This window comes from Paraburkholderia sp. BL18I3N2 (genome assembly GCF_003001875.1).
Taxonomy (GTDB): domain Bacteria; phylum Pseudomonadota; class Gammaproteobacteria; order Burkholderiales; family Burkholderiaceae; genus Paraburkholderia; species Paraburkholderia phytofirmans.
In genome coordinates this window covers 105,970-127,208 of record NZ_PVNC01000017.1, presented here as the reverse complement: position 1 = coordinate 127,208, position 21,239 = coordinate 105,970, and the positions used below count along the sequence as shown (strand labels likewise).

Genomic DNA, 21,239 nt, shown 5'->3' with positions numbered 1-21,239 from the left:
GCCTGGTTTTTCTGCGTTGGTCACGTCGGCGTGTCGAACTTCGGCGGCTTGCGTTTGCCGGTCAGTTCCGCCCAGCGCTTTTCCAATGCGCCTTCGGCCATCGGCTTGATCACGGTGCCTGAGCTCTGCGCGTCCCACGTCTGTACGGAGAAAGGATGCGCGCGCAACATCTCGCGCGGAATCACCACGCCTTCGTATGCATCGACGAGCCAGTCGTACACGAAGTCGATGCACAAACGGTAGCCACGCTTCGTGGCCGGATCGGGCACCTCGTACGGCGCGCGCGTCACATAGCCGGAGCCGAAGATACCCTTCGGTTCCTGCGCCACGCGATGCAGGAACACGCGGTCGCCCGGCAGGATGCTGCGCGCAAATCCGCAGCCCCACGCGTCGGCCACCGCGACGCCCGCGGCCACGCGTTTGGCCACATCGGGCAACTCGGGCCATGGCCATTTCTTGGGGCTCCAGATCAGGAGGAATGCGGTCATCGCATGGTCGCGTACAGAATGGTCGGGAAGGGCGCTGCGCAAAGATTTGCGTTACCCAAAGCGTTCAGGCGGCAGCTTAACCGATCGGCAACGTGGCTGCCGCGAGTTGTCGACGCCAAACGCGCGTTCTTTGCGACCCGCTCCAGAGCCCGGCTGCCGTGTTAACCGTCGCGTACAATTGAGGCCGTCAAGTTGCTGTTTTCTCCGTTTCACCTGTTCCGCTGCCGATGACGGCGCGGCGCTTCATCTGGATTCCCATGTCTCACGTCACCAGAAGCCGGCCCGATGGCCGGCTGATTCTGTTGCTCGGTGCGCTTGCCGCATGCGGGCCGATTTCCATCGACATGTATCTGCCGAGCCTGCCGACCATCGCGCAGGCGTTCGCCATCAGCACCGGCGCCGCGCAGACGACGCTCACCAGCTTCATGTTCGGCTTTTCGATCGGCATGCTGCTCTATGGTCCGCTGTCGGATACCTATGGCCGCCGGCCCGTGTTGCTCGGCGGCATCGTCATGTACGCGCTGGCTAGCGTCGCCTGCGCGATGTCATTCTCGATCGGCTCGCTCGTGACGTTCCGTTTCGTGCAGGCGCTGGGCGCGGGCGCCGCCTCGGTGCTGGCGCGCGCCATCGCGCGCGACGCCCACGGCCCGACCGATGCCGCTCGCGTGTTGTCGATGCTTGCCATCGTCACGTCGATCGGACCGTTGCTCGCGCCGCTCATCGGCGGACAGTTGCTGCTGCTCGGCGGCTGGCGCGTGGTGTTTATCGTACTGACGCTGTTCGGCACGGTGTGCGCGATCACTGCGTTTCTCAAGGTGCCGGAAACGTGGCCACGTGAGAAGCGTGCGCACTCGGCATTGCTGAAGTCGTTCGGCGCGTATGGCAAGTTGCTGCGCGATCCGGTTGCGTGGGGGCACATGCTGTGCGGCGGCATGGCGTTCGCGTCGATGTTCGCGTACATCACCGCGACGCCCTTCGTCTACATCGAATATTTCCATGTGTCGGCGCAGCATTACGGCTTCCTGTTCGCGCTGAATATCGTCGGCATCATGTTTGGCAACTTCATGAATACGCGGCTCGTCGGCCGCCTCGGTTCGCTGCCGATCATTTCTTTCGCTGCGACCGTGAGCTGCATTGCGTCGTTGTTTGTCTGTCTCGTGTCGCTGACCGGCTGGGGTGGTCTGTGGTCGATCGTGTTCGGGCTGTTCTTCGTGGTCGGCGTGGTCGGTCTTCTGTCCGCCAACTGCACGACCGATCTGATGCATCGCTATCCGCAGAATGCCGGCGCCGCGGCCGCCGTGTTCGGCGCCGTGCAGTTGGCGCTCGGCGCGTTGTCGAGCCTTGCTGTCGGACTCTGGCAGGACGGTTCGCCCAAGGGCATGGGCGTGACGGTGGGAGTGGCGGGCTTGCTGTGTTATCTCGGCCGGATTCTGGTTGTCAGGTGGCACGGGGCCAAGGTGCCTGTCGCTGCCGTCTGAGGACTGATGAAGTGCAAGCCGCGTGGCGCCTACGGAAAACACCAGGTGTTGCGTGCGCGCGACCGTGCGTTTGAATTTCCGTTGCTATGATGGACCCACTGTTCCTCGGAGCGGCATTCATGGCGATCAGAGACTTGATGAACGGCGAACGGCAACAAGCTGCTTTCGCTGAAGCGCAGAAGCTGGCGGACAGCGGCGCCTATCACGATTACACAGACATCGAATACGTCTTGCGCTTTGATTTTGGTTTGTCTGATGTATCAACGCTGCTCGACAGTCAGTTGATGCATCGCGATCTGAACCGCCGTTGCGCGGATGCGCGCGAGAAGCTGGAATTGCTTGGCGTGTGATGTGGGCGGCACATTTGTGGAAGCGTGTTGATGTGAGGCGCGGTGCCTCGCGCGGGTAGCGCTCGCGTTGCATAGTTGCTCGTGTGATCGCTCATCGCTTTTGCAAAAACGGGATGCTGCCGTGTGGATGAATCGCACGCAGTGTCATGCGCCGTCCTCACATCTGGAGTGATATTCATGGCTGGTAGCCAGCACGACCCGCATCTGCCGCATGTGGACAATCCCGCTACGCTTTCGCAGCCGGGCGGTCATTACAGTCATGTTGCGGTCGCAAATGGTTTCGTGTTCGTCTCGGGACAATTGCCGATCACGGCGCAAGGCGACAAGCTATCCGAGGCCTCGTTCGAGGTTCAGGCCGAACAGGTGTTGGCCAATGCGCAAGCCGCGCTCGAAAGCGCGGGCAGCAGCGTTGCTCAACTGGTCCAGGTGCGCGTCTACATTGTCGATGTCGAGCACTGGATGAGCTTCAATCAGATCTACGCGCGTTGGGCCGGTGAAGCACGGCCTGCACGCGCGGTCGTGCCGGTCCCGCAGTTGCACTACGGTTTCAAGATCGAGGTCGAGGCGACCGCGCTGGTTTAGCTTTTGGTTACTGACCTGGTGTCTTGAGTGTTGGCGCGTGCTCGGCAGTGTGGTGATTTCAACGAACCGCGTGAATGCCGTAGCTCAATGAATCACGAGCCCATTGACCGGGCCTTGCCCGGCCGCGATATTCACGCCGACTTTACCGCTCTTGTGCTCAATGCGGATTGCGCCGAGTTCGGCGGTGCCGCTTCCTGTCATTCGCACGATCGCATGCACATTCTGTTGCGAGGCGATTGCAGATTCGGCGTGGTGATCAACGCGACCGGATTGGCCTGCGCGTTCAGTGCGCTAGCCGCCACATTGACGCCGATGTTGCCGCTTGCGCCGCGCAGCGCGTCCACACCGATCGACGCTGCCGATGCCCCGAGCTTCGCGTTACCACTATGCGCGCTCGGTGGCAGGAAACGAAAAACGGGCCAAGAGGCCCGTATTCGATAACGCATTCTGGCGGAGGCGGTGTCCGCCAATCATCCAGTACTGACAAGGCTTTGTTGGATAGATTCTCGATCAGTCCACCATCCAGTCCACCATTCCAGAAAGAAAAAAAGCCGCAGGCATAGCTGCGGCCTTCGAAACACGCCTTGGCAGGGATCAGCCGGCCAAGGGGATGAATTCTTTCATATGCTTACATGCACCACAATAGGGTGTTTTGCCAGACAAATATCGGCGCACGTCCAACGCGGTACGAGGGGGCTAACCCTGCAACACGCCGCAACGTCGCCGACTGCCGGTGTTTTCTGTGTGCAAGGCACGACGACACCGCCGGCTGGTCGTCAGCAGATTCGCGGCGCTCAAGGCTTGTGTCAGCGCCGCTCCCTTTCTGCCAGGGATTCTCAGTCCTCTTGCTCGTCGTCCTCGGCCGCCAGCCTCTCGTGGTAATAAGGCATCAGCGCATCAGCGGCCTCGATCCGAGCCGACATATCGATGGCATCGTTGTTCATCACGGCCAGCAGGAATTCGCGCGGGTCGTCTGTCTTTTTGATGGTGGCCCATACCGGGTCCGGTTTTCCATCCATATCCAATCCTATTTCGGGTTGTTGACTACCAGGCGCGGCGGCGGCTGCATCGCGCCGAATTTGTTTGCAGCCCGCTTCGCCTTTTCGGCCTGCTCGTCCTTTTTACCGCCTTCGCCCTTCTTGGCATAGAGAAACGGCAGCGCCGCAGTGGCCGCCCGTACCTGAATCACGGTTGCGTCGACGCGACCGAGCGCGATGTCCTGCAAAAGTTGGAGCATGTCGCGCTCGTCGAGCGGCGTGGGCGCGGGTTTTGATTTCTTCGGCCTGCCAGCGCCCGGCCGAGCCCCGCCGCTATTGGCTCGCGGCCCTCCGGACTTGCCTTTGACGCCTGCCATTTGCTGAATTCCTTTTTCAAAAGGGGAAAATTTTCTGCGCGTGTGGGAACGTGGGGTCTAGAAAGTTATCCACAGGCAACTTTGGATGCCCCCGGCCTATCTGTGGGTAAGTGAGGGGGCGACACATCGATCTGTGGATAACTCGGCCGCCGCCAAGGCCGCGCTGCTGCCGACGACCTTGGCGGGCTTCGCTGGCTACGCTGCGGCCGTGCTCACGACCTTATCGATGACGCTGATGCACGACGGGTAGGTGACAACCACATCGACGCGTGCGTGGCACAGGAAGGCGATCTGACCAGTGCCCGCGTAGAGTTCGCGCAGCACGCCGATGTTCAGGCGCTCACGCATCACGTATTGCACAACCCGGAAGTCACCAACGAATGCCAAGCTCTCGTTAGTGCCGGCGCCGAGATTGATCGGCACGCCGTTGGTCGAGAACTGCCGCAGGTCTGCCACCAGCGGCGGAGCGTTGAGCGGCTGGCCCGTCGTGTCCGTCAAGCCGGCCAAGCCGACACGCGTGCGCGGTGCCATGATGACCGCAGTCGGCGCAGGCGCAGAGCGTTCAAGCTGTGCCTGGTACGCGCCCAGCAGGTCGGCATAGCCAAACTTGGTGCCAACCTGATCGATCTTCGCCACATCCTCCATGCCGTACAGGCCAAGCGGCATCGGCGCGACACCCGAACCGACAAGGCCAGCACGATCTAACTCAAGCGCGAACGCCTGACTGATCGACGTGGTAACGGCGCGGGAAATGTCGATCGAGTCGGCCAGCAGCTCACGGCTGAAGAGCACGATGCAGGCGAGACTGCGCGGCGTCGCGGTCACGGCCCGCAAGGTCGGTTGAGTCCCGGCCACAGCGCCAGCCTCGTTGCGCCACGCCGGAACCGGGAGCGTGTCGATAGCAGCGGTCGTGAAGCTTTTCCCGCCGTCGACCGGCACGATGGACGCACCAGCCGACAGCAGTGCGGACTGGTCGACCAGCGCATCAAGGATGCCGGGCATCGTGATGGCAGGCACGCTGTAGCCGCCGGCCGGATCGGATCCAACGCTGAGTGCAGCCTTGACGCCGTCGGTCGTCCGCACCCCGGCCACGCCGCGCACGAAATCGCCCATCGTGATGGTCTTGTCTTCGTCAAGCTGCTTTGACAGCCCCGCATAGTGCGCGCTGATTTGTGCTGCACGCAGCCCGCGCGCCGCGTAGATCGGCTCTTGCTCGGTACGCGCCGCCGCGCCGCCGTTGCTGTTCATCTGCTGCGATGCCATCAGAACAGAATGCGAATCGACCGCTTCGCGCAGCTCGGCAAGCTCGGCTTGGTGCGTTTCCTTGAACGCGGCGAACGCCTTGGTGACGTTCTCCATCATCGCGGCTACAGCCGGGTTCGAATTGCCACCTTCAGCGCGAATAGACTGGATGCCGCGCGCGATCGGTTTTTGGGTAAACGAATGCATGTGATGCCTCACAAAATGAATTTGGGGAGTTTCGTCACGACCCGCCCAGCAGCGCTCGGCTTTGCTGTTCAGTGTGGTTACTGCAGCGCGAGGCGTGCAGCCTTATGCAGGAACGTCCTCAGGTTGAGGATTGCCCGCATGTAGCGCACGGCATACATGCGGGTGTTCTGTCAAGCCAAATCGTACAGGACTACTCAGTGGTTAACAACTCCTGTTTCGAGCCGACATACTTCGAACGACTCGCCGGCCGCGTCAACGACATCGATAACCGTCTCCAGCACGCCGCCGGCCATTGCGTTGCTGCGCAGTTGGACCATGCCGCCGGATTGGAGGATCACGGAACAGTTGGCGTACTGCGTCGGGTTCTCGACCCGCTGCTGATTGAACGCAGCTTGCAGAAGGTGCTTTACGGCCGTCTGGTAGTTGGCAATCGTCTTTTCGGTGCTATTCATCGGTCAAATCTCCAGGTGTGCTGTTTGGTGGCTTCGCGCGCCGCCGCCTCGGCGGTCGCTTCCGTCAATCGTTGGTTGAAGTGGTGCAGGTTCGGCAACAGGTCGGCGAGCGGGCCGCGTATCGCTCGGCTCAGCACGTCGTCGCGATGCTCGTCCGGCCAGTGCTCCATGTCGGCCAGCTTCTCAATGGTCCCGACGAGCTCGGTTCGGAATCGCTCTACGTCTGCCGTCGTGAGATACGGTGCCCACGGCCAAAACTCGCTGGCTTGCTGCTCGGCGCCTTGCAGGTACGCGAGGATCTCCGCCTTGTGCGGTGCGAGCTTGGGCCGCAGCGCTTTCATGGCCTCTGCATCGCCGCGCAGTTTCACCTTGCCGTCGTGCAGGTAGAGACGAACTCCTGCGGCCTTGGCCTCCTGAATGAGATCGCTGATATTCACAGTTCGTCCCCCGGTTCGTCGGTCTCAGATTCGGGCAAATTCTCCGAAGGGGTCACTCTCTCTCCGATGTCCCCTTCGGCAGAAGCCGGAAATTCGACCGCCCGCAAACCCTTGCCAGAGCCGAAGGGGACATGGATTACCGAAGGGGACACGGTATAGAGAGCGGTCCCCTTCGTGTCTTCTTCGTAGCTTGTCCCCTTCGGGAGTGCCCACTCCCATCCTTCTTTCATTCCGATTTTGCGCTTCTCGACGCCGAGTTTCGACGCCGCGCGCTGCATCATTTTCCAGTTGTAACCAGCGCCGTCTGCGTCGGCTTTTAGTTCGCGTGTGCGCTTCGGACCGTCCGAAAGAATGCTTGCGAGAAACTCGCGAGCCTCGTCCTGGCCGGTTCGCTCTTCGTCGTCCAGCTGCTCGACGTCGCCGAGAATGTCGCGAGCCGTACCTTCGATCATGTCGCCCCACACAACCCGGCTTGCCTGAATGCCGCCCGCATCTGCCATTTCGAGCGTATAGCTCACGCCGCCGTCGTCTGGTGCAATGTTGGACTTGGCTCGCGCGAGGATGCGCCGCTCGGCAGCCTCGTCTTTGCCTGCCACCAGCACCATGCGGGCGAGCGCCACGAACGCCTGAGAGCCGATAACCCGCTCGGCCGGCGAACTGCCCTTTGTGCCCTTCGCAAAGTGGCTGATACCCAGCACCGCGCACCGATAGCTCGCAGCCATATCGACCAACGCTTGCAGGTTGCGGCGTACATCGTTGACCCGGTGGGCGTCGCCGGATACCGCTGAGACGATCGGGTCGACAATCAGCATTGCTGCGCCGCCCATCTCCGAGAGCCGTTCTGCCAGCAGCGGAATATCGTTGGAAGGGTCGAAAGGCTGGATCTCGCCGTTTGCGTCGGTGCTACCCGTGACGATGTGGATTCGATGCGTATCCGCGCCGGCCGCCATCAAGCGCGGGACGAGCGTATCGGCCGGATTGTCTTCGCCCGACCAGATCAGCACGTCGCCGGTGCGGTTGCAGGCGGTGCCGTCCGGCCACTTGCCGCCGCGCGACACCGTTGCCGACAATGCCAGCGCCAGCGTTGTCTTGCCGGTGCCCGGCGAGCCCGCCAGCAGCGTCAACTTTCCTTCAGGCAGCCAGTTCGGCCACAGCCAGCGGATTGCCTCGGGAACGATGTCGCTCGCGCGCGTGAGCAGGGCGGTCGGGCGGGCCGCCGCGGGCTTGGCGACACCGCCGGGCGCGGTGGCCGCGTCCACACAGCGGCGTAGAGCGTCGAGCCCGTCAAGCGCGTGCAGGTCGTTAAAGTCGCTGGAGCGGTCAGGCCGATCCAGGCCGAAGTCGGGCGCGGCGAGCAATGCGCCTACCGCGCGCGCCGCCTCCGTGGCCTTCGTCATGCCCGGATTGCCTGCCGTCTCGGTGTCGTCGTCGGCGCAGATCACGATGCGCACGCGCGGATACTTGGCCCGCCACGCCTTCGCGACGTTCAGCAGGTTGCCGGCGTTCATCGCGGCGGCCACCGGGTAGCCAGTCGCTTCGTGTAGCGAACAGGCGGTCGCGAAGCCCTCGGCGATCAACAGGGGTGTCCTGGCGTTCGGCCTGGCGCCGGCTGTCACTGCCGCAAAGCATCCGCTGATGCGGCCGCCGGTCTGAAACGTCTTGCTCCCGTCCGCCTGAATGTACTGGGCGGAATGGTGGGTGCCGTCCACGTCCTGAATCCTGATGACGAGCTGCTCGCGCAGTTGCTTCGCGCCGTAGGGTTTGATCTTCTTCGAGCGGATATAGGCGTGGTCGGCGTGAACTTTGCCGGCCCGCTCCCACAATTCCCGGGCCTTGTCTGCGGCTTCGGCCTGGCTGCGCTCATGCTGCGCCGCGGCTTCCTTCGCTTCCTGCTCGCGCGCCGCGCGGCGCCGGGCGTGCTCGGCCGGGTCGATTGGCTTGAGCGGCTCGCTCTCGGTGTAGCCGTGGGCGATTGCCTCCTTGAACAGTGTGGCAATCGTGATGCCGCCCGCTTTGAACGAGCGCCATACCGCGCGCGCGTCGCTCTCGCTGTAGGCCTGGCTCATTTTCGACCAGTCGTCCCATAGGTCGAAACCTGAGTCGCCGAGCTCTGCTTTAACCGCCATTCCCATCTGCACCCAGGTGTCCCGGCTGTCGGCGGGGACGTGGCTCAGCGCCGCGCGGATGCGGTCCTCTTCAGCTTGTACATTCATGCGTCACCTCGTGAGGACTGCTCAGCGCTTGAGGTACGCCGAGTTTGGCAAGCGACAAGTGCGCGGCCCTCGGCGCCATAGAAGTGAGGGAGATACCGCTCGACATGGCCGTTGTATTCGTCGCGCATGCTTTCGAAGGTAGATGTGCGGTCGTCGCACACGTCCTCTCCAAGCTTTGCCAGCCGGTGCCCGACGCTGTAATCGGGCAAGCTCGCCGCGATTGCTTCGAACAAGGCTGCGATCTGCGCGAACGACTCATGAGCGAACGCGAAATTACCGGACGCGTTGTCGACCAGGCTGAAAATCTCTTTGGTGTCGATCTGTTCAATCATGGTCGGCCTCCGCGAGAAACCGATCGGCCGTATCGCCAGTCGTGCCGTATGCGCTGTAGCTAATCTCAATGCCGATCTGAGAAAGCAGAAGCACGTGGTCTGTTTCGCCCTCCGCGTTGGCGCGCTCGATCATTTCGAAAAGCACGCGCGAGCGGTCAAAGCGGGCGGAAGCATCGGCGAGGGCATGGCCCGCGCGCTTGGCGACGTCTTTGCGATCAGCCATGGTTCACCTCGACCGGGTGAGCCATCACTACCAGCGCCAGCAGAGCATCGGCCAGAAGGTCGATTGCGGCGTTGGGCGTCAAAGCAAGCGCGGCGTCGCGCAGCGCTTGATTGACGATTGCGGAAGGGTTTTGCGTGAGTGCGCGGGGGGTTAAGGCTTGTTCAATTCGATCGTCGCGCCGGCTGCTCTCATTCGATCGAGTATGCGTTCCAGCGTCTGCGGGTCGAGTTCCAACCGCGCCATTGCAAAGAACAGCATGTGCATGCCCATGTCCCGGCTGTTGGTCGCGTCCGCTGCCATGTACTTGCGCCATTGACGTCCGGACGATACGCCGAACAGCTCCGCCATTTCGGTGCTGCTTTTCCCCAGTTCCTGCTTGAGGCGCTCCATGTCGTCCGGCGAAGGTGGTGTATAGGTCATTTTGTTTTGGCGCGAGCTGGCGCGCACGAAGATGGGTCTTCATGAGGGGCTTCCTTTCGGAGAAACGGTCCTTGCGACGTGCACGAACCTGAAATGCTAATGTAGGCCCTTTGGGTACCTCTGTCAATTGCCAACCGTACAGACGCCGCATTAATTCACCTCCTTCGGATCGAAGGATTGAGCCGCCAGTGCGATGCCGCGCAGCAGCTCGGGCGCAAGCGTCGGCTTGACCATGATGCCCTTGCTCGACGGGTGATACTCGCCGCCGGCGTCCACATACCACACGCGAATGTCGATGTAGGTGTTGCCACGATAGGTTTTAACGTCGACGCGTACGCGCTCGCTGGCGTTCTTCACTGCATCGAGGAAGCGCACCAGGCATTCGCTGTCTGTGTTAACCTGCTGGCCGTTGATGAGGTTTTCTTTGCCGGCGCCCTTCGGGGCGCTATTTTTTTGCCCCGTCATTTATGCGGCCTCCGGCATCAGGCACTTGCGGAGCTTGCCGACGTTCCAGCGGGCCGCGCCGCCGATCTTGATAGGTTCGGGGAGAGCACCGCGCTTGCTGCGCTCCCATACCGTTGACGTGCTGCAGCCACAGAGAGCGGCCACTGTCTTGACATCGACGGCCGCCGCGTTCGGCAGGTCGTCAAAGCTCTTGAGGGTGTTTGCTGTTTTCATCGGCATTGACTCTGAAGCGTCCGGGATTGGACGGGTCAATGCGAAGACTATGCATGCGCTTCAGGCCTGAAAACCTGCGTCCCGGCAGGATGCGCAGTGTGCCGCAGGGTTATCCGCCTACCGGAACGATGCGCAGTCTGCCGGCAGACTTACGGTTTTCTATTTCCCATTCTCGACACCAATCCTCTATGACTTTGGTGCTTTGGAGATGCTTGGATTTTTCGAGCATATCGCGCGCAAATGCGGCTTTGCCCTTGTAGCGGTCGGGTTGCTCTTGCCATTCGAGCCAGCACCCTCGAACAAAATTCTTATCGACTTGCTTTTCATCCTTGGCGTGTCTGGCATTTGCGCGCTCACGCTGCCGTGCGCTTTCGAGCCGCGCCTTTACCTCGGGGAAGTCATCGCGGTATTCGTGCGTCAGCTCAAGCGCACGAAGCCCATATGCGGCCGCAGCGGCAGCCGTCTTTGCGTCGCTAGCACGAAGAGCGTCGATCATGCGATCAATGCACCAGATCGCATATGCCAGCAATGTCATTGCTGAGTGTCGCCCGTCTGCGTCATGCATATCACTCACATCACTATCAAAGGCGAAGGGATTATCAAGCTGAAGCGAGCCGCCCAAATGTGATTCCGCCAGTCCTAGGTGCCAATTGATCGATGCTTCGAATTCTTCGGGTGAGCGGCCGACGGGCTTGCCGAGCGCCATGCTTATGTCGCAGAACAGCAATTGCATCTCGCAAAGGTGCCACCACACGAACTGCGCGTAGTCAGGGTCGAAGAAATCAGCTTTGCCAGCAAACCATTCCGCCCATGGGCCTGTAGCGGGGTCGGCACCGTCGCAACCGAAATACTCCGCCGGCGAGAAATTCGTTATGTACTGTTTTTTCATTGCTTGCCCTGTAGCAAAACTGTCACGCCGTTCGGTTGATCGGTATCACGTCGCCGCTTTCGTGCGGCGTGGCTATGAATGCGGCCCAGTCGACCATCATGCGCCGGCGTTTTTCGAGCACGTCGCCGCGCCAGTACGCGGCCTCGGTCGCATCGCCCTTGATGTGCGCCAGCGCCACCTCAGCCAGCTCGCGCGGGTAGTTCGTGTACTCGCCTGCCCAGTCCCGGAATGTCGATCGGAAGCCGTGCGGCGTCGCCTCAAGTTTCTGTCGACGCATCAACTCCAGCAGCGACATATCGGACAGCGCGCGGCCCGAGCGCGGGCTCGGGAATATCAGGTCAACGTCTTTCTTCCGCTCGATCGACTCCAGCAGCTGCACCGCCGCCGGCGAGAGCGGGACGCGATGCTCTTTCTTCGCCTTCATTTTCTCGGCGGGCACCGACCACACCTTTTTCTCCAAGTCGATTTCCGGCCATTCGGCAAAGCGGGCCTCGCCGGATCGCGCCGCGGTCAATATCGAGAATTCGAGGCAGCGCGCGCTCACGCCCTCGGTCGCGCGCAACGTCACCATGAACGTGCCCATCTGGACGATCGGCAGGGCGGGGTGATTGCGCACGCGCTTGGTTTTCTTCGGAGCCGACAGCAGCTTGTCTAGGTTGCCGCGCCATGCAGCCGGGTTCACGCCTTCGTCGCGGAAGCCCTTCACGCGCGCCCAGTCGAGAATTGCCTCAATGCGGCCGCGCAGGCGCGATGCAGTCTCCGTTTTCGTCGTCCAGATCGGCTCCAAGATTTCGGTCACGTGTGCACGCGTGACGTGCCGCACCATCATTTTGCCGATTAGCGGATAGGCGAACTCCTCGAGCGTGTACGTCCACTGGGCGCCGTGCTTGGAGTTGCGCCATTCGGGCTCTTTGGCTGTGATAAAGCGCTTGGCAGCCTGCTCGAAAGTCATTTCAAGCGCCTGGCTGGCACGCAGGAGGCTTTTCGCCTCCTTTTTCTTCATCACTGGATCGATGCCCCGCTCGATGTCTTCGCGCGTCGCCAGCGCTTTAGCGCGAGCAGCCGCGACGCCCATGGCGCTTTCGGAATAGTGCCCTAGGCCAATCTCGCGGCGCTTGCCCGCGACGACGACGCGCAGCACCCAGGAGCGAGCCTCTGGAGTGACTACCTTCAGGTACAGGCCGTTGACGCCGCCCACGGGATACTTTCCCGGCGTCGTTAGTCGCTTCACGGCCAGCGGGCCGAGTTCCTTGGCTTTCTTAGGCATCGTTGCTCGTTTCGACGCGCCGGCAGTCCACCATCTGGTCCACCAACGCTAGTCCACCATCCAGTCCACCATAAAATTTACGACTGAACGCGATTAATTGCAACGAAACCGGACAACTACTTTTTGGGATTTTGCGCTGAGAGCCTTAGCTGGTAAGGCTTTGCGTGATTGATTCAGATTGAACCGGACGGTTCAAAACAGACGTCCTGGCGGAGGCGGTGAGATTCGAACTCACGGAAAGATTGCTCCTTCGCCGGTTTTCAAGACCGGTGCCTTAAACCACTCGGCCACACCTCCAAGCCGTAAATTGTAACCTGAAAAAACCTCGCTGCGGCGCCCGGTCGATTCACAATCACTGCGGATCTTTCAGAAACAGCTCCTGCAAATCATTCAGGAACGCCTGGCCGAGCGGCGTGGGCGCGATCTTTTCGTGGTCGCGCGTGATCAGCTTGCGCCGTTCGGCTTCCTGCAAGGCCGGCTCGATCGATGTCATCGACATGCCCGTGCGCTCGATGAACCGATGCACCGGAAACCCTTCCACCAGCCGCAGCGCGTTCAGCATGAACTCGAACGGCAGATCGCGCGTCCCGACTTCGTGCTCTTCCTGCACCGCCGTGCCGGCCAACGCCTGCTCGATGAAGGTGGTGGGATGCTTGTAGCGCGCCTGGCGCAGCACGCGATTCGGAAACGACAGCTTCGTATGCGCGCCCGCACCGATGCCGAGATAGTCGCCGAAACGCCAGTAGTTCAGATTGTGCTTGCTCTGCCGATGCGGCTGCGCATACGCCGACACCTCATAACGCTCGTAGCCCGCAGCGGAGGTGCGCTCGTGAATCCAGTCCTGCATGTCGGCGGATGCATCGTCGTCGGGCAGGGCGGGGGGGAACTTCGCGAACAACGTGTTCGGTTCGAGCGTCAGGTGGTACAGCGACAAATGCGGCGGCGCGAACGACAACGCCGTCTCAACATCGGCTTGGCATTCGGCGAGCGTCTGCCCCGGCAGCGCGAACATCAGGTCGAGATTGAAGTTGTCGAAGGTGGTCGCGGCGACTTCGACGGCATGGCGCGCCTGCGCCGAGTCGTGGATACGGCCGAGCGCCTCCAGATGCGCTTCGTTGAAACTCTGAATGCCGACCGAGAGCCGATTCACCCCGCTCGCGCGAAACTGCGCGAATTTGGCGGCCTCGAAGGTGCCGGGGTTGGCTTCCAATGTGATTTCCGCGTCGGCGTCGAGCGGCAACAGCGCGCGCACATCCGACAGCATGCGGTCGAGCCCTGCCGCCGAAAGCAGACTGGGCGTGCCGCCGCCGATGAACACTGTATGCACCTGCCGCCCCCAGACCAGCGGCAGCGCCATCTCGAGATCGGCGCGCAAGGCGTCGAGATACTCGTTCTCCGGGAACGTGTCGCCTTTCCATTCGTGCGAGTTGAAATCGCAATACGGACACTTGCGCACACACCAGGGGAAATGCACATACAACGCCAGCGGTGGTAGCGACGTCAACCGGATACTGCCCGGCGACGTGAAGGCCTTGATGACGCCGTTGCCGATATCGGCGGGCGCCGGTTTGATCGGAATCACGCTTCCTCCGTCAGACGCGCGAGCAGTTGCCGCAACGCAATCGCGCGATGGCTGCTGGCGTTCTTCACCGCCGGTTCAAGTTCGGCAGCGCTCGCGTTCAGCGACGGCAGGAAGAAGTACGGGTCGTAGCCGAATCCATTCGCGCCGCGCGGCGCGCCCAGCATTTCGCCATGCCAGCGGCCTTCGGCGATGAGCGGCTCGGGATCGTCCGCGTGACGCACCAGGGCCAGCACGCAGAAGTAATACGCGCGCCGATCGGTTTCGCCTTGCAACGCCGAGACGAGGCGTGCGTTATTCGCCGCGTCGCTCTTCTCGCCGCCGGCAAGCTGCGCGTAGCGCGCCGAATAGACGCCCGGTGCGCCGCGCAACGCGCGCACGCAAAGGCCGGAGTCGTCGGCGAGCGCGGGCAGGCCGGTCAACTTCGACGCGTGGCGCGCCTTGGTCAGCGCGTTTTCGACGAAGGTCGGGTGCGGCTCTTCGGCTTCCGGCACGTTCAATTCGCCTTGCGGAATCAGTTCGATGCCCGCCGCGCCGAGCAACGCCGCGAACTCGCGCAGCTTGCCCGCGTTGTTCGACGCCAGCACGACTTTTCTCAACGGCGCACCTGAACCGGCTGCGCCATTGCGTTGAAAAACCTCACTCACTCTTTTGCTCCAACGCCGCCTTCTGCTTCGCTATCAGCGTATTGATGCCGTCGCTCGCCAGATCCAGCAGCGCGTTCATTTCGTCGCGGGAAAATGCCACGCCTTCAGCGGTGCCCTGAATTTCGACGAAGCCGCCCGCGCCCGTCATCACGACGTTCATGTCGGTGTCGCATTGCGAGTCTTCGTCGTAGTCGAGGTCGAGCACCGGCAGGCCGTCGTACACGCCCACCGAAATCGCCGCGACGTAATCCGTGATCGGCGAGCTTTCGATGCGGCCCGTGGCCAGCAACCTGGCCACCGCGTCGTGCGCTGCCACGAACGCGCCGGTGATGCTGGCCGTGCGCGTGCCGCCGTCGGCCTGGATCACGTCGCAATCGATATGCAGCGTGCGCGCGCCGAGCTTCTCCAGATCGAACACCGAGCGCAGCGCGCGGCCGATCAGCCGCTGGATTTCCTGGGTGCGGCCGGTCTGTTTGCCGCGCGCCGCTTCGCGGTCGCTGCGCGTATGCGTCGCACGCGGCAACATGCCGTATTCGGCGGTCAGCCAGCCCTGGCCGCGGTCGCGCAGAAACGACGGCACGCTCTCGGCAATGCTCGCCGTGCAGATCACTTTCGTATCGCCGAATTCGACCAGCACCGAGCCTTCCGCGTGCTTCGTGTAGTGGCGCGTGATGCGCACGTCGCGCAGCTGATTGGCCTGGCGGCCGCTGGGGCGTTGGGTGTCGTTGGTCATGTTGGGATCGGTCAGGAAGAAAAGCAGGAGGGAAAGCGCGATTTTACAGCCGATCGGGCGGGGCGGCTGCCCGCATGTGCCGGGGCTCTCCACGGGGACCTATCGTCAAAAATGGGATAATGCCGTTTCCCCGCCCCGCGTCTCGTACACGCCGGGCGATTCGACTCTCCGGCCATCGTCGAACGCATGGCCACAATCGCGGGAAATACGATGATCTACAGCATGACTGGCTATGCGAGCGCCACGCGCGAACTCGTCGCGGCCTCGGGCACAGGCGGCGTGAGCGTATCGGTCGAACTGCGCACCGTGAACTCGCGCTTTCTCGATCTGAACTTCCGCATGCCGGAAGACGTGCGCGTGTGCGAACCCACGCTGCGCGAGATGCTGATGAACAAGTTGTCGCGCGGCAAGGTCGATATCCGTATCAACCTGCAACGCAGCGAACAGTCGGCCAACGCGGGATCGATCAATCATGATGCGCTCACGCAACTCGCGGTGCTCGAGCGCACGGTGCTCTCGACGTTTCCGGAAGCGGAGCGGCTGCGCACCGGCGAGATTCTGCGCTGGCCGGGCATTCTGGCCGAAAGCGGCGTGGCGCCCGAAGTGCTGCGCGACGCCGTGCTTGCATGCGGCAAGCAGGCCATCACCGACCTGATCGACGTGCGCGCCCGCGAAGGCGCGCAACTGGCGACCATGCTGCTCGCGAACGTCACCGAAATGGAAGCGATCGTCACGAAGATTACGCCGCTCGTGCCGGAGTTGATCGCCAAGCATCAGCAGAAAATTGTCGAGCGCTTGCAGGAAGCGCTCGGCATCGCCGCGCCGGATACCGCCGCGACGATCGTCTCGCGCGAGGAAATCAACGAGCGGATTCGCCAGGAAGTGACGATGTACGGCATCCGTATCGACATCGCCGAAGAATTGTCGCGCCTCACGGCTCACCTGAACGAAACCCGTCACGTGATCCAGAAGGGCGGCAAGGTCGGCAAGCGCCTCGACTTCATGATGCAGGAACTCAACCGCGAAGCGAACACGCTCGGTTCCAAGGCGGCCGCGAAGGAACTGGCGGATTCGTCCATGACCCTGAAGCTGCTCATCGAACAGATGCGCGAGCAAGTACAGAATCTGGAATAAGGCTGGAGCACCACCGACATGACCGACCATCACCACACACGCGAAACGCCGCGCAACCCGTACGCCGGTGCTTACCCCGGCAACCTGTTCATGGTCGTCGCGCCGTCGGGCGCGGGCAAGTCGACGCTCGTGAACGCGCTGCTCGCCGGCGACGACGCGATCCGTCTGTCGATCTCGTACACGACGCGCCCGCCGCGTCCGAAGGAGCAGGACGGCGAGCACTATCACTTCACCACCGTCGACGATTTCATGAAGCGTCACGATGCCGGCGAGTTTCTGGAAAGCGCGGAAGTGCATGGCAACTACTACGGCACCTCGCGCGTGTGGATCGAGGACCAGATGAAGAACGGCCATGACGTGCTGCTCGAAATCGACTGGCAAGGCGCGCAGCAGGTGAAAAAGCAGTTTCACAACGCGGTCGAAATCTTCATCTTGCCGCCGTCGCTGGAAGCTCTGGAAGAGCGGCTGAGAAAGCGCGGCCAGGACGAGCCGAACGTGATCACGCGCCGTCTGCTGGCAGCAGGCAGCGAGATGGCGCACGCGGCGGAAGCGGAGTACGTGGTGATCAACGAGAAGTTCGAGCGCGCGCTCAGCGAACTGCAATGTCTGGTGGCCGCGACGCGTTCGCGCTTCGCCTCGCAATACGCACGCCACACGCAGCTTTTCGTGCAGCTCGGCATTCACTTGCCACACGCGTGAGCGCGGCGGTCAGCCGAGCACATAAGGTAGAATAACGTACATACTGAGAAGGAACCCAACATGGCCCGCATTACCGTCGAAGACTGCCTCAAACAGATCCCGAACCGTTTCGAACTCGCGCTTGCCGCAACCTATCGCGCGCGTCAGCTCGCTCAAGGCCACACGCCGAAGATCGAAAGCCGCGACAAGCCCACCGTCGTCGCACTGCGCGAAATCGCAGCCGGCCAGGTCGGCGTCGAAATGCTGAAGAAGGTGCCGGTTTAAGGCGCACTGTTCCGTTTTCGATTGCGCTTTTGCCACATGCGTTTGCTTCACCGCTTTTTGCTTCACGCTTTCTGCTTCACCGCTTCACCACAAGTAATTGCATCAACGTGCAGACCGGCGTCCAACCCTAACCGCTACGGAGGCGACCATGAGTGCTACCCCGCCCACCGCCACGGAAGTGGAACACGACGCCGACTCGCCCTCGTCTGCACGGAAATACATCGACGCGGTCCTCGAACAGTCGTTTCGCCACCTGTTCGGGCCGACCGCCACGCCGGAGCAACCGCGCCGGCATGACGTCGTCTCCATCGCCAAACTGACGTCCGCCTTGTCCAGCTATCTGCAGCCGGAAGAGATCAAGGACATCAAGTCGGCCTTCCATTTCAGCGACGAAGCCCACCTCGGCCAGTATCGCCAGAGCGGCGAGCCGTACATCACGCATCCGGTTGCAGTCGCTGAAATCTGCGCCGGCTGGAATCTCGACGCCCAGGCGCTGATGGCGGCGTTACTGCATGACGTGATGGAAGACCAGGGCGTGACCAAGGCCGAACTCGCCGAGCGTTTCGGCGCGAAGGTCGCCGAGCTGGTCGACGGTTTGTCGAAGTTGGACAAGATGGAGTTTCGTAATCGCGAAGAAGCGCAGGCGGAAAACTTCCGCAAGATGCTGCTCGCGATGGCGCGCGACGTCCGCGTGATTCTGGTCAAGCTCGCCGACCGGCTGCACAACATGCGCACGCTGGGCGCGGTGCCGCCGGAAAAGCGCCGCCGCGTGGCGCGCGAAACGCTGGATATCTATGCGCCGATTGCTCACCGGCTCGGCCTGAACAATACGTATCGCGAACTGCAGGACCTGAGCTTCGCGAACTTCAATCCGCACCGGTACGCCACGCTCGAAAAAGCCGTCAAGGCGGCGCGCGGCAACCGGCGCGAAGTGGTCGGCAAGATTCTCGAATCGGTGCAGCGCGCCATTGCCGACGCGAAGCTCGACGCCGAAGTCACCGGCCGCGAGAAAACCATCTTCAGTATTTACAAGAAGATGCGCGACAAGCAGCTGTCGTTCTCGCAAGTGCTCGACGTGTACGGCTTCCGTGTCGTGGTCGAGAGCGCGCTGGAGTGCTACACCTGCATCGGCGCGCTGCATGCGCTGTACAAACCCGTGCCGGGCAAGTTCAAGGATTACATCGCGATCCCGAAGGTGAACGGCTATCAATCGCTGCACACCACGCTGGTCGGCCCGTTCGGCGCGCCGATCGAGTTCCAGGTGCGCACGCGCAAGATGCACGAGATCGCTGAGGCGGGCGTGGCCGCGCATTGGCTGTACAAGAACGGCGGCGCGGACCTGAACGACGTGCAGAAGCGCGCCCACCAGTGGCTGAAATCGCTGCTCGACATTCAGAGCGAAGCGGGCGATTCGAGCGAATTCCTCGAACACGTCAAGATCGATCTGTTCCCCGACGCGGTTTACGTGTTTACGCCGAAGTCGAAGATCATGGCGCTGCCGCGCGGCGCCACGGCGCTCGACTTCGCGTATTCGATCCACAGCGACCTGGGCAACCAGTGCGTCGCGGTGAAGATCAACAATGAACTGCTGCCGCTGCGCACCGAGTTGAAGAGCGGCGATATTGTCGAAGTCATCACGGCGCCTTATTCGAAGCCGAATCCGGCGTGGCTGGGTTTCGTCCGCACGGGCAAGGCGCGCTCGGCGATCCGTCATTACCTGAAGACGATGCGTTTGAACGAGTCCGTGCAGCTCGGCGAGCGTCTCGTCGACCAGGCGTTGAAGGGCTACGGGTTCGCGCTGTCCGACGTGACGCCGGAAGCCTGGGAAAAGCTCGTTCAGTGGACGGGCAACAAGAACCGTCAGGAAATTTTCGCGGACATCGGTTTGGGACGGCGTGTCGCGGCGGTCATGGCCAAACGCATCGAAGTGCTGATGAGCGGCCGCGACGCCGACGACGACGGCTCCCGCTCCCACTCCCACTCCGATCTGCCGCATGCGCCGCCGGTGGTTATCACCGGGACCGAGGGCATGTCGGTGCAGCTGTCCGCGTGCTGCCGTCCGATTCCGGGCGACGACATCATGGGCTATATCGGTATCGGCCTCGGTATGGCGATCCACACCACGGATTGCCGCGTCGCGCAACGAATCCACCGTCGCGATCCGGGCCGCTGGATCGACGTCGCGTGGGCGCCGCAGCCGGGGCGTCTGTTCGACGTCGCCGTGAAGGTGCTGGTCAAGAACACCAAGGGCGTGTTTGCCCGCGTGGCGGCGGATATCACCTCGGCGGATGCCAACATCGTCCACATTGCAATGGACGAAGACCTGTCGCAGGAATCCACGGTGTTGCGCTTCGTGATCCAGGTCAGCGACCGCGTGCATCTGGCCAATGTCATGCGTCGGGTGCGCACTAACCCGGATGTCATGCGCATCGCGCGTGAGCGGCCGAGCGAGGAAGGCCATCACCGTCACGACGGCGGCATGCGCATCGACCGTGAGCGAGCGGATTACTGATCGTCTCAGGACGCCTTGGGGTGGTCGCGGGGCGTTTTTCATCTTCATCATTCAAATCTGAACGCGGCGGCTACGGGCGAGTCTCACCTGAATCTCAGGGAGAACGCTCGTGAACGTATCCGACCTCAACGGCATGGCACTCGATTACTGGGTTGCCCGCAGCCTGCACGACTTCGTGCGCGAAATCTACTTTACCGATAGCGGCGAAACCGTTGCGGTTCGCGGCAACGACCGCGGACGTCTGTGGGATGGCCGTTTTACGCCTTCCACCTCGTGGGAAGCTGCGGCGGCGGTGCTGGAGCGCGCGCAGCGACTCGAGGTGCGTGAGCGGAGCTACCAGGGTGCGGCTCACTGCATCGCGGAATTCGAAGGCGGACACCGAACCGTGGAGGGGCAGGGCGACTCGTTGCGGATCGCCCTGCTGAGAGCATTCGTCGAGAGCCGTTACGGCGAAACCGTGGAGGATGTGCTGCATGAGGCGCAGGCGCTGACCGGCGATCGGGCGCAACCCATCGGTGAGCGGGAAATCAGCGGCGAGCAGGCGGCAACAGCAGCGTCTTTCGGCGATGTGCCGAACCCGGATGGGCAGATCGGAGATATTCAGTCGGCGCCGCGATAGCGGTTCGTGTCTTGCGAGCACCGGCCGTGATGGCAGCGTGCTGCATCACACGGTGAGACGCAAACAGACGGACAAAAAAACAAAGGGCCTTCCGATCGGAAGGCCCTTTATAGGTGGTGCGGCTGGCAGGATTCGAACCCACGACCCCTTGGTTCGTAGCCAAGTACTCTATCCAACTGAGCTACAGCCGCACGCTAAACGGGTGATGCTTACTGCACTGAAACTGGGGTAAAACGTAAGGGCCTTCCCGGAGGAAGGCCCTCGAATAAGTGGTGCGGCTGGCAGGATTCGAACCCACGACCCCTTGGTTCGTAGCCAAGTACTCTATCCAACTGAGCTACAGCCGCACGCAGAAACGAGATTATAGCAAAGGTTTCGAAAAAGGGAAGCATGTAACTGCGATTTGTCTCATAGTCGTGATCGTGTACCCTTGATAGGCA

26 protein-coding genes and 3 tRNA genes are annotated in these 21,239 nt (G+C 62.0%); 9 read left to right on the top strand and 20 right to left on the bottom strand.

The genetic code is table 11. The features are described 5' to 3' along the window. Window positions 1–20: 20 nt before the first annotated feature. A complete protein-coding gene (locus tag B0G75_RS31305) occupies window positions 21–488 on the bottom strand; it encodes a hypothetical protein (RefSeq protein WP_106313884.1) in 468 nt (155 codons plus the stop codon). A gap of 257 nt (window positions 489–745) precedes the next feature. On the opposite strand from B0G75_RS31305, the gene B0G75_RS31300 reads away from it, so the two are divergent. The 4 genes from B0G75_RS31300 (at window position 746) to B0G75_RS40325 (ending at window position 3,339) form a co-directional block, all read left to right on the top strand. After that, window positions 746–1,966 (top strand): Bcr/CflA family multidrug efflux MFS transporter, encoded by a 1,221-nt coding sequence (locus B0G75_RS31300; RefSeq protein ID WP_106313924.1) that lies wholly within the window; start codon window positions 746–748, stop codon window positions 1,964–1,966. Window positions 1,967–2,085: 119 nt separating this feature from the next. Then, a complete protein-coding gene (locus B0G75_RS31295; protein WP_106313883.1) occupies window positions 2,086–2,316 on the top strand; it encodes a hypothetical protein in 231 nt (76 codons plus the stop codon). A gap of 177 nt (window positions 2,317–2,493) precedes the next feature. Continuing rightward, window positions 2,494–2,898, top strand: a complete 405-nt coding sequence (locus tag B0G75_RS31290) for a RidA family protein (protein WP_106313882.1) — start codon at window positions 2,494–2,496, stop codon at window positions 2,896–2,898. Window positions 2,899–2,925: 27 nt separating this feature from the next. Beyond that, entirely contained in the window at window positions 2,926–3,339 is a 414-nt protein-coding gene (locus B0G75_RS40325; RefSeq protein WP_146142554.1) for a hypothetical protein, read from the top strand. Window positions 3,340–3,734: 395 nt separating this feature from the next. Here B0G75_RS40325 and B0G75_RS31285 read toward each other — a convergent pair whose 3' ends face one another. From B0G75_RS31285 to rph, 17 genes are all read right to left on the bottom strand, one after another. Beyond that, window positions 3,735–3,917 (bottom strand): hypothetical protein, encoded by a 183-nt coding sequence (locus B0G75_RS31285; protein ID WP_106313881.1) that lies wholly within the window; start codon window positions 3,915–3,917, stop codon window positions 3,735–3,737. Window positions 3,918–3,925: 8 nt separating this feature from the next. Further along, window positions 3,926–4,252: a hypothetical protein gene (locus B0G75_RS40865; protein ID WP_181309392.1), complete on the bottom strand. Its 327-nt coding sequence runs from the start codon at window positions 4,250–4,252 to the stop codon at window positions 3,926–3,928. A 195-nt stretch (window positions 4,253–4,447) separates the two neighbouring features. Beyond that, window positions 4,448–5,701, bottom strand: coding sequence for a phage major capsid protein (locus B0G75_RS31275; RefSeq protein WP_106313880.1), 1,254 nt, complete (start codon window positions 5,699–5,701; stop codon window positions 4,448–4,450). Window positions 5,702–5,895: 194 nt separating this feature from the next. Further along, window positions 5,896–6,153, bottom strand: a complete 258-nt coding sequence (locus tag B0G75_RS31270; protein WP_106313879.1) for a hypothetical protein — start codon at window positions 6,151–6,153, stop codon at window positions 5,896–5,898. Then, window positions 6,150–6,590, bottom strand: coding sequence for a hypothetical protein (locus B0G75_RS31265; protein ID WP_106313878.1), 441 nt, complete (start codon window positions 6,588–6,590; stop codon window positions 6,150–6,152). Before B0G75_RS31265 ends, B0G75_RS31270 begins: the two co-directional genes overlap by 4 nt. Beyond that, window positions 6,587–8,803, bottom strand: coding sequence for an AAA family ATPase (locus B0G75_RS31260; RefSeq protein WP_106313877.1), 2,217 nt, complete (start codon window positions 8,801–8,803; stop codon window positions 6,587–6,589). Before B0G75_RS31260 ends, B0G75_RS31265 begins: the two co-directional genes overlap by 4 nt. After that, window positions 8,800–9,135: a hypothetical protein gene (locus B0G75_RS31255; protein ID WP_106313876.1), complete on the bottom strand. Its 336-nt coding sequence runs from the start codon at window positions 9,133–9,135 to the stop codon at window positions 8,800–8,802. Before B0G75_RS31255 ends, B0G75_RS31260 begins: the two co-directional genes overlap by 4 nt. After that, complete coding sequence (locus B0G75_RS31250) at window positions 9,128–9,358, bottom strand: hypothetical protein (RefSeq protein ID WP_106313875.1); 231 nt, start codon at window positions 9,356–9,358, stop codon at window positions 9,128–9,130. Before B0G75_RS31250 ends, B0G75_RS31255 begins: the two co-directional genes overlap by 8 nt. 150 nt (window positions 9,359–9,508) lie before the next feature. Then, a complete protein-coding gene (locus B0G75_RS31245) occupies window positions 9,509–9,805 on the bottom strand; it encodes an XRE family transcriptional regulator (RefSeq protein WP_308705939.1) in 297 nt (98 codons plus the stop codon). A gap of 123 nt (window positions 9,806–9,928) precedes the next feature. Then, complete coding sequence (locus B0G75_RS31240; protein ID WP_106313874.1) at window positions 9,929–10,243, bottom strand: transcriptional coactivator p15/PC4 family protein; 315 nt, start codon at window positions 10,241–10,243, stop codon at window positions 9,929–9,931. After that, entirely contained in the window at window positions 10,244–10,456 is a 213-nt protein-coding gene (locus tag B0G75_RS31235; protein WP_106313922.1) for an AlpA family transcriptional regulator, read from the bottom strand. It lies immediately after the preceding gene. Between the two features lie 109 nt (window positions 10,457–10,565). After that, window positions 10,566–11,345, bottom strand: coding sequence for a hypothetical protein (locus tag B0G75_RS31230; RefSeq protein WP_106313873.1), 780 nt, complete (start codon window positions 11,343–11,345; stop codon window positions 10,566–10,568). Window positions 11,346–11,367: 22 nt separating this feature from the next. Next, window positions 11,368–12,612 (bottom strand): site-specific integrase, encoded by a 1,245-nt coding sequence (locus B0G75_RS31225; protein ID WP_106313872.1) that lies wholly within the window; start codon window positions 12,610–12,612, stop codon window positions 11,368–11,370. 207 nt (window positions 12,613–12,819) lie between these two features. Further along, window positions 12,820–12,909 (bottom strand) — tRNA-Ser (locus B0G75_RS31220). Between the two features lie 55 nt (window positions 12,910–12,964). Further along, window positions 12,965–14,194, bottom strand: a complete 1,230-nt coding sequence (gene hemW, locus B0G75_RS31215) for a radical SAM family heme chaperone HemW (RefSeq protein ID WP_106313871.1) — start codon at window positions 14,192–14,194, stop codon at window positions 12,965–12,967. Continuing rightward, window positions 14,191–14,838 (bottom strand): RdgB/HAM1 family non-canonical purine NTP pyrophosphatase, encoded by a 648-nt coding sequence (gene rdgB / locus B0G75_RS31210; protein ID WP_106313870.1) that lies wholly within the window; start codon window positions 14,836–14,838, stop codon window positions 14,191–14,193. Before rdgB ends, hemW begins: the two co-directional genes overlap by 4 nt. Then, window positions 14,831–15,571, bottom strand: coding sequence for a ribonuclease PH (gene rph, locus B0G75_RS31205; RefSeq protein WP_106313869.1), 741 nt, complete (start codon window positions 15,569–15,571; stop codon window positions 14,831–14,833). Before rph ends, rdgB begins: the two co-directional genes overlap by 8 nt. Window positions 15,572–15,781: 210 nt before the next feature. Here rph and B0G75_RS31200 point away from each other — a divergent pair, with 210 nt between their 5' ends. The 5 genes from B0G75_RS31200 (at window position 15,782) to B0G75_RS31180 (ending at window position 20,799) form a co-directional block, all read left to right on the top strand. Continuing rightward, complete coding sequence (locus tag B0G75_RS31200; protein WP_012434053.1) at window positions 15,782–16,705, top strand: YicC/YloC family endoribonuclease; 924 nt, start codon at window positions 15,782–15,784, stop codon at window positions 16,703–16,705. Between the two features lie 18 nt (window positions 16,706–16,723). Further along, window positions 16,724–17,404 (top strand): guanylate kinase, encoded by a 681-nt coding sequence (gene gmk, locus B0G75_RS31195; RefSeq protein ID WP_106313868.1) that lies wholly within the window; start codon window positions 16,724–16,726, stop codon window positions 17,402–17,404. A gap of 60 nt (window positions 17,405–17,464) precedes the next feature. Next, entirely contained in the window at window positions 17,465–17,668 is a 204-nt protein-coding gene (rpoZ, locus tag B0G75_RS31190; protein ID WP_006025620.1) for a DNA-directed RNA polymerase subunit omega, read from the top strand. Between the two features lie 148 nt (window positions 17,669–17,816). Further along, entirely contained in the window at window positions 17,817–20,180 is a 2,364-nt protein-coding gene (locus B0G75_RS31185; RefSeq protein WP_106313867.1) for a bifunctional (p)ppGpp synthetase/guanosine-3',5'-bis(diphosphate) 3'-pyrophosphohydrolase, read from the top strand. Window positions 20,181–20,289: 109 nt separating this feature from the next. After that, on the top strand, window positions 20,290–20,799 hold the full coding sequence (locus tag B0G75_RS31180) for a phage protein NinX family protein (protein WP_106313866.1): 510 nt from the start codon (window positions 20,290–20,292) through the stop codon (window positions 20,797–20,799). Window positions 20,800–20,913: 114 nt separating this feature from the next. Here B0G75_RS31180 and B0G75_RS31175 read toward each other — a convergent pair. Together B0G75_RS31175 and B0G75_RS31170 are read right to left on the bottom strand one after the other, a co-directional pair. Then, a tRNA-Arg gene (locus B0G75_RS31175) sits at window positions 20,914–20,990 on the bottom strand. A 79-nt stretch (window positions 20,991–21,069) separates the two neighbouring features. Next, window positions 21,070–21,146, bottom strand: a tRNA-Arg gene (locus B0G75_RS31170). Window positions 21,147–21,239: the final 93 nt, after the last annotated feature.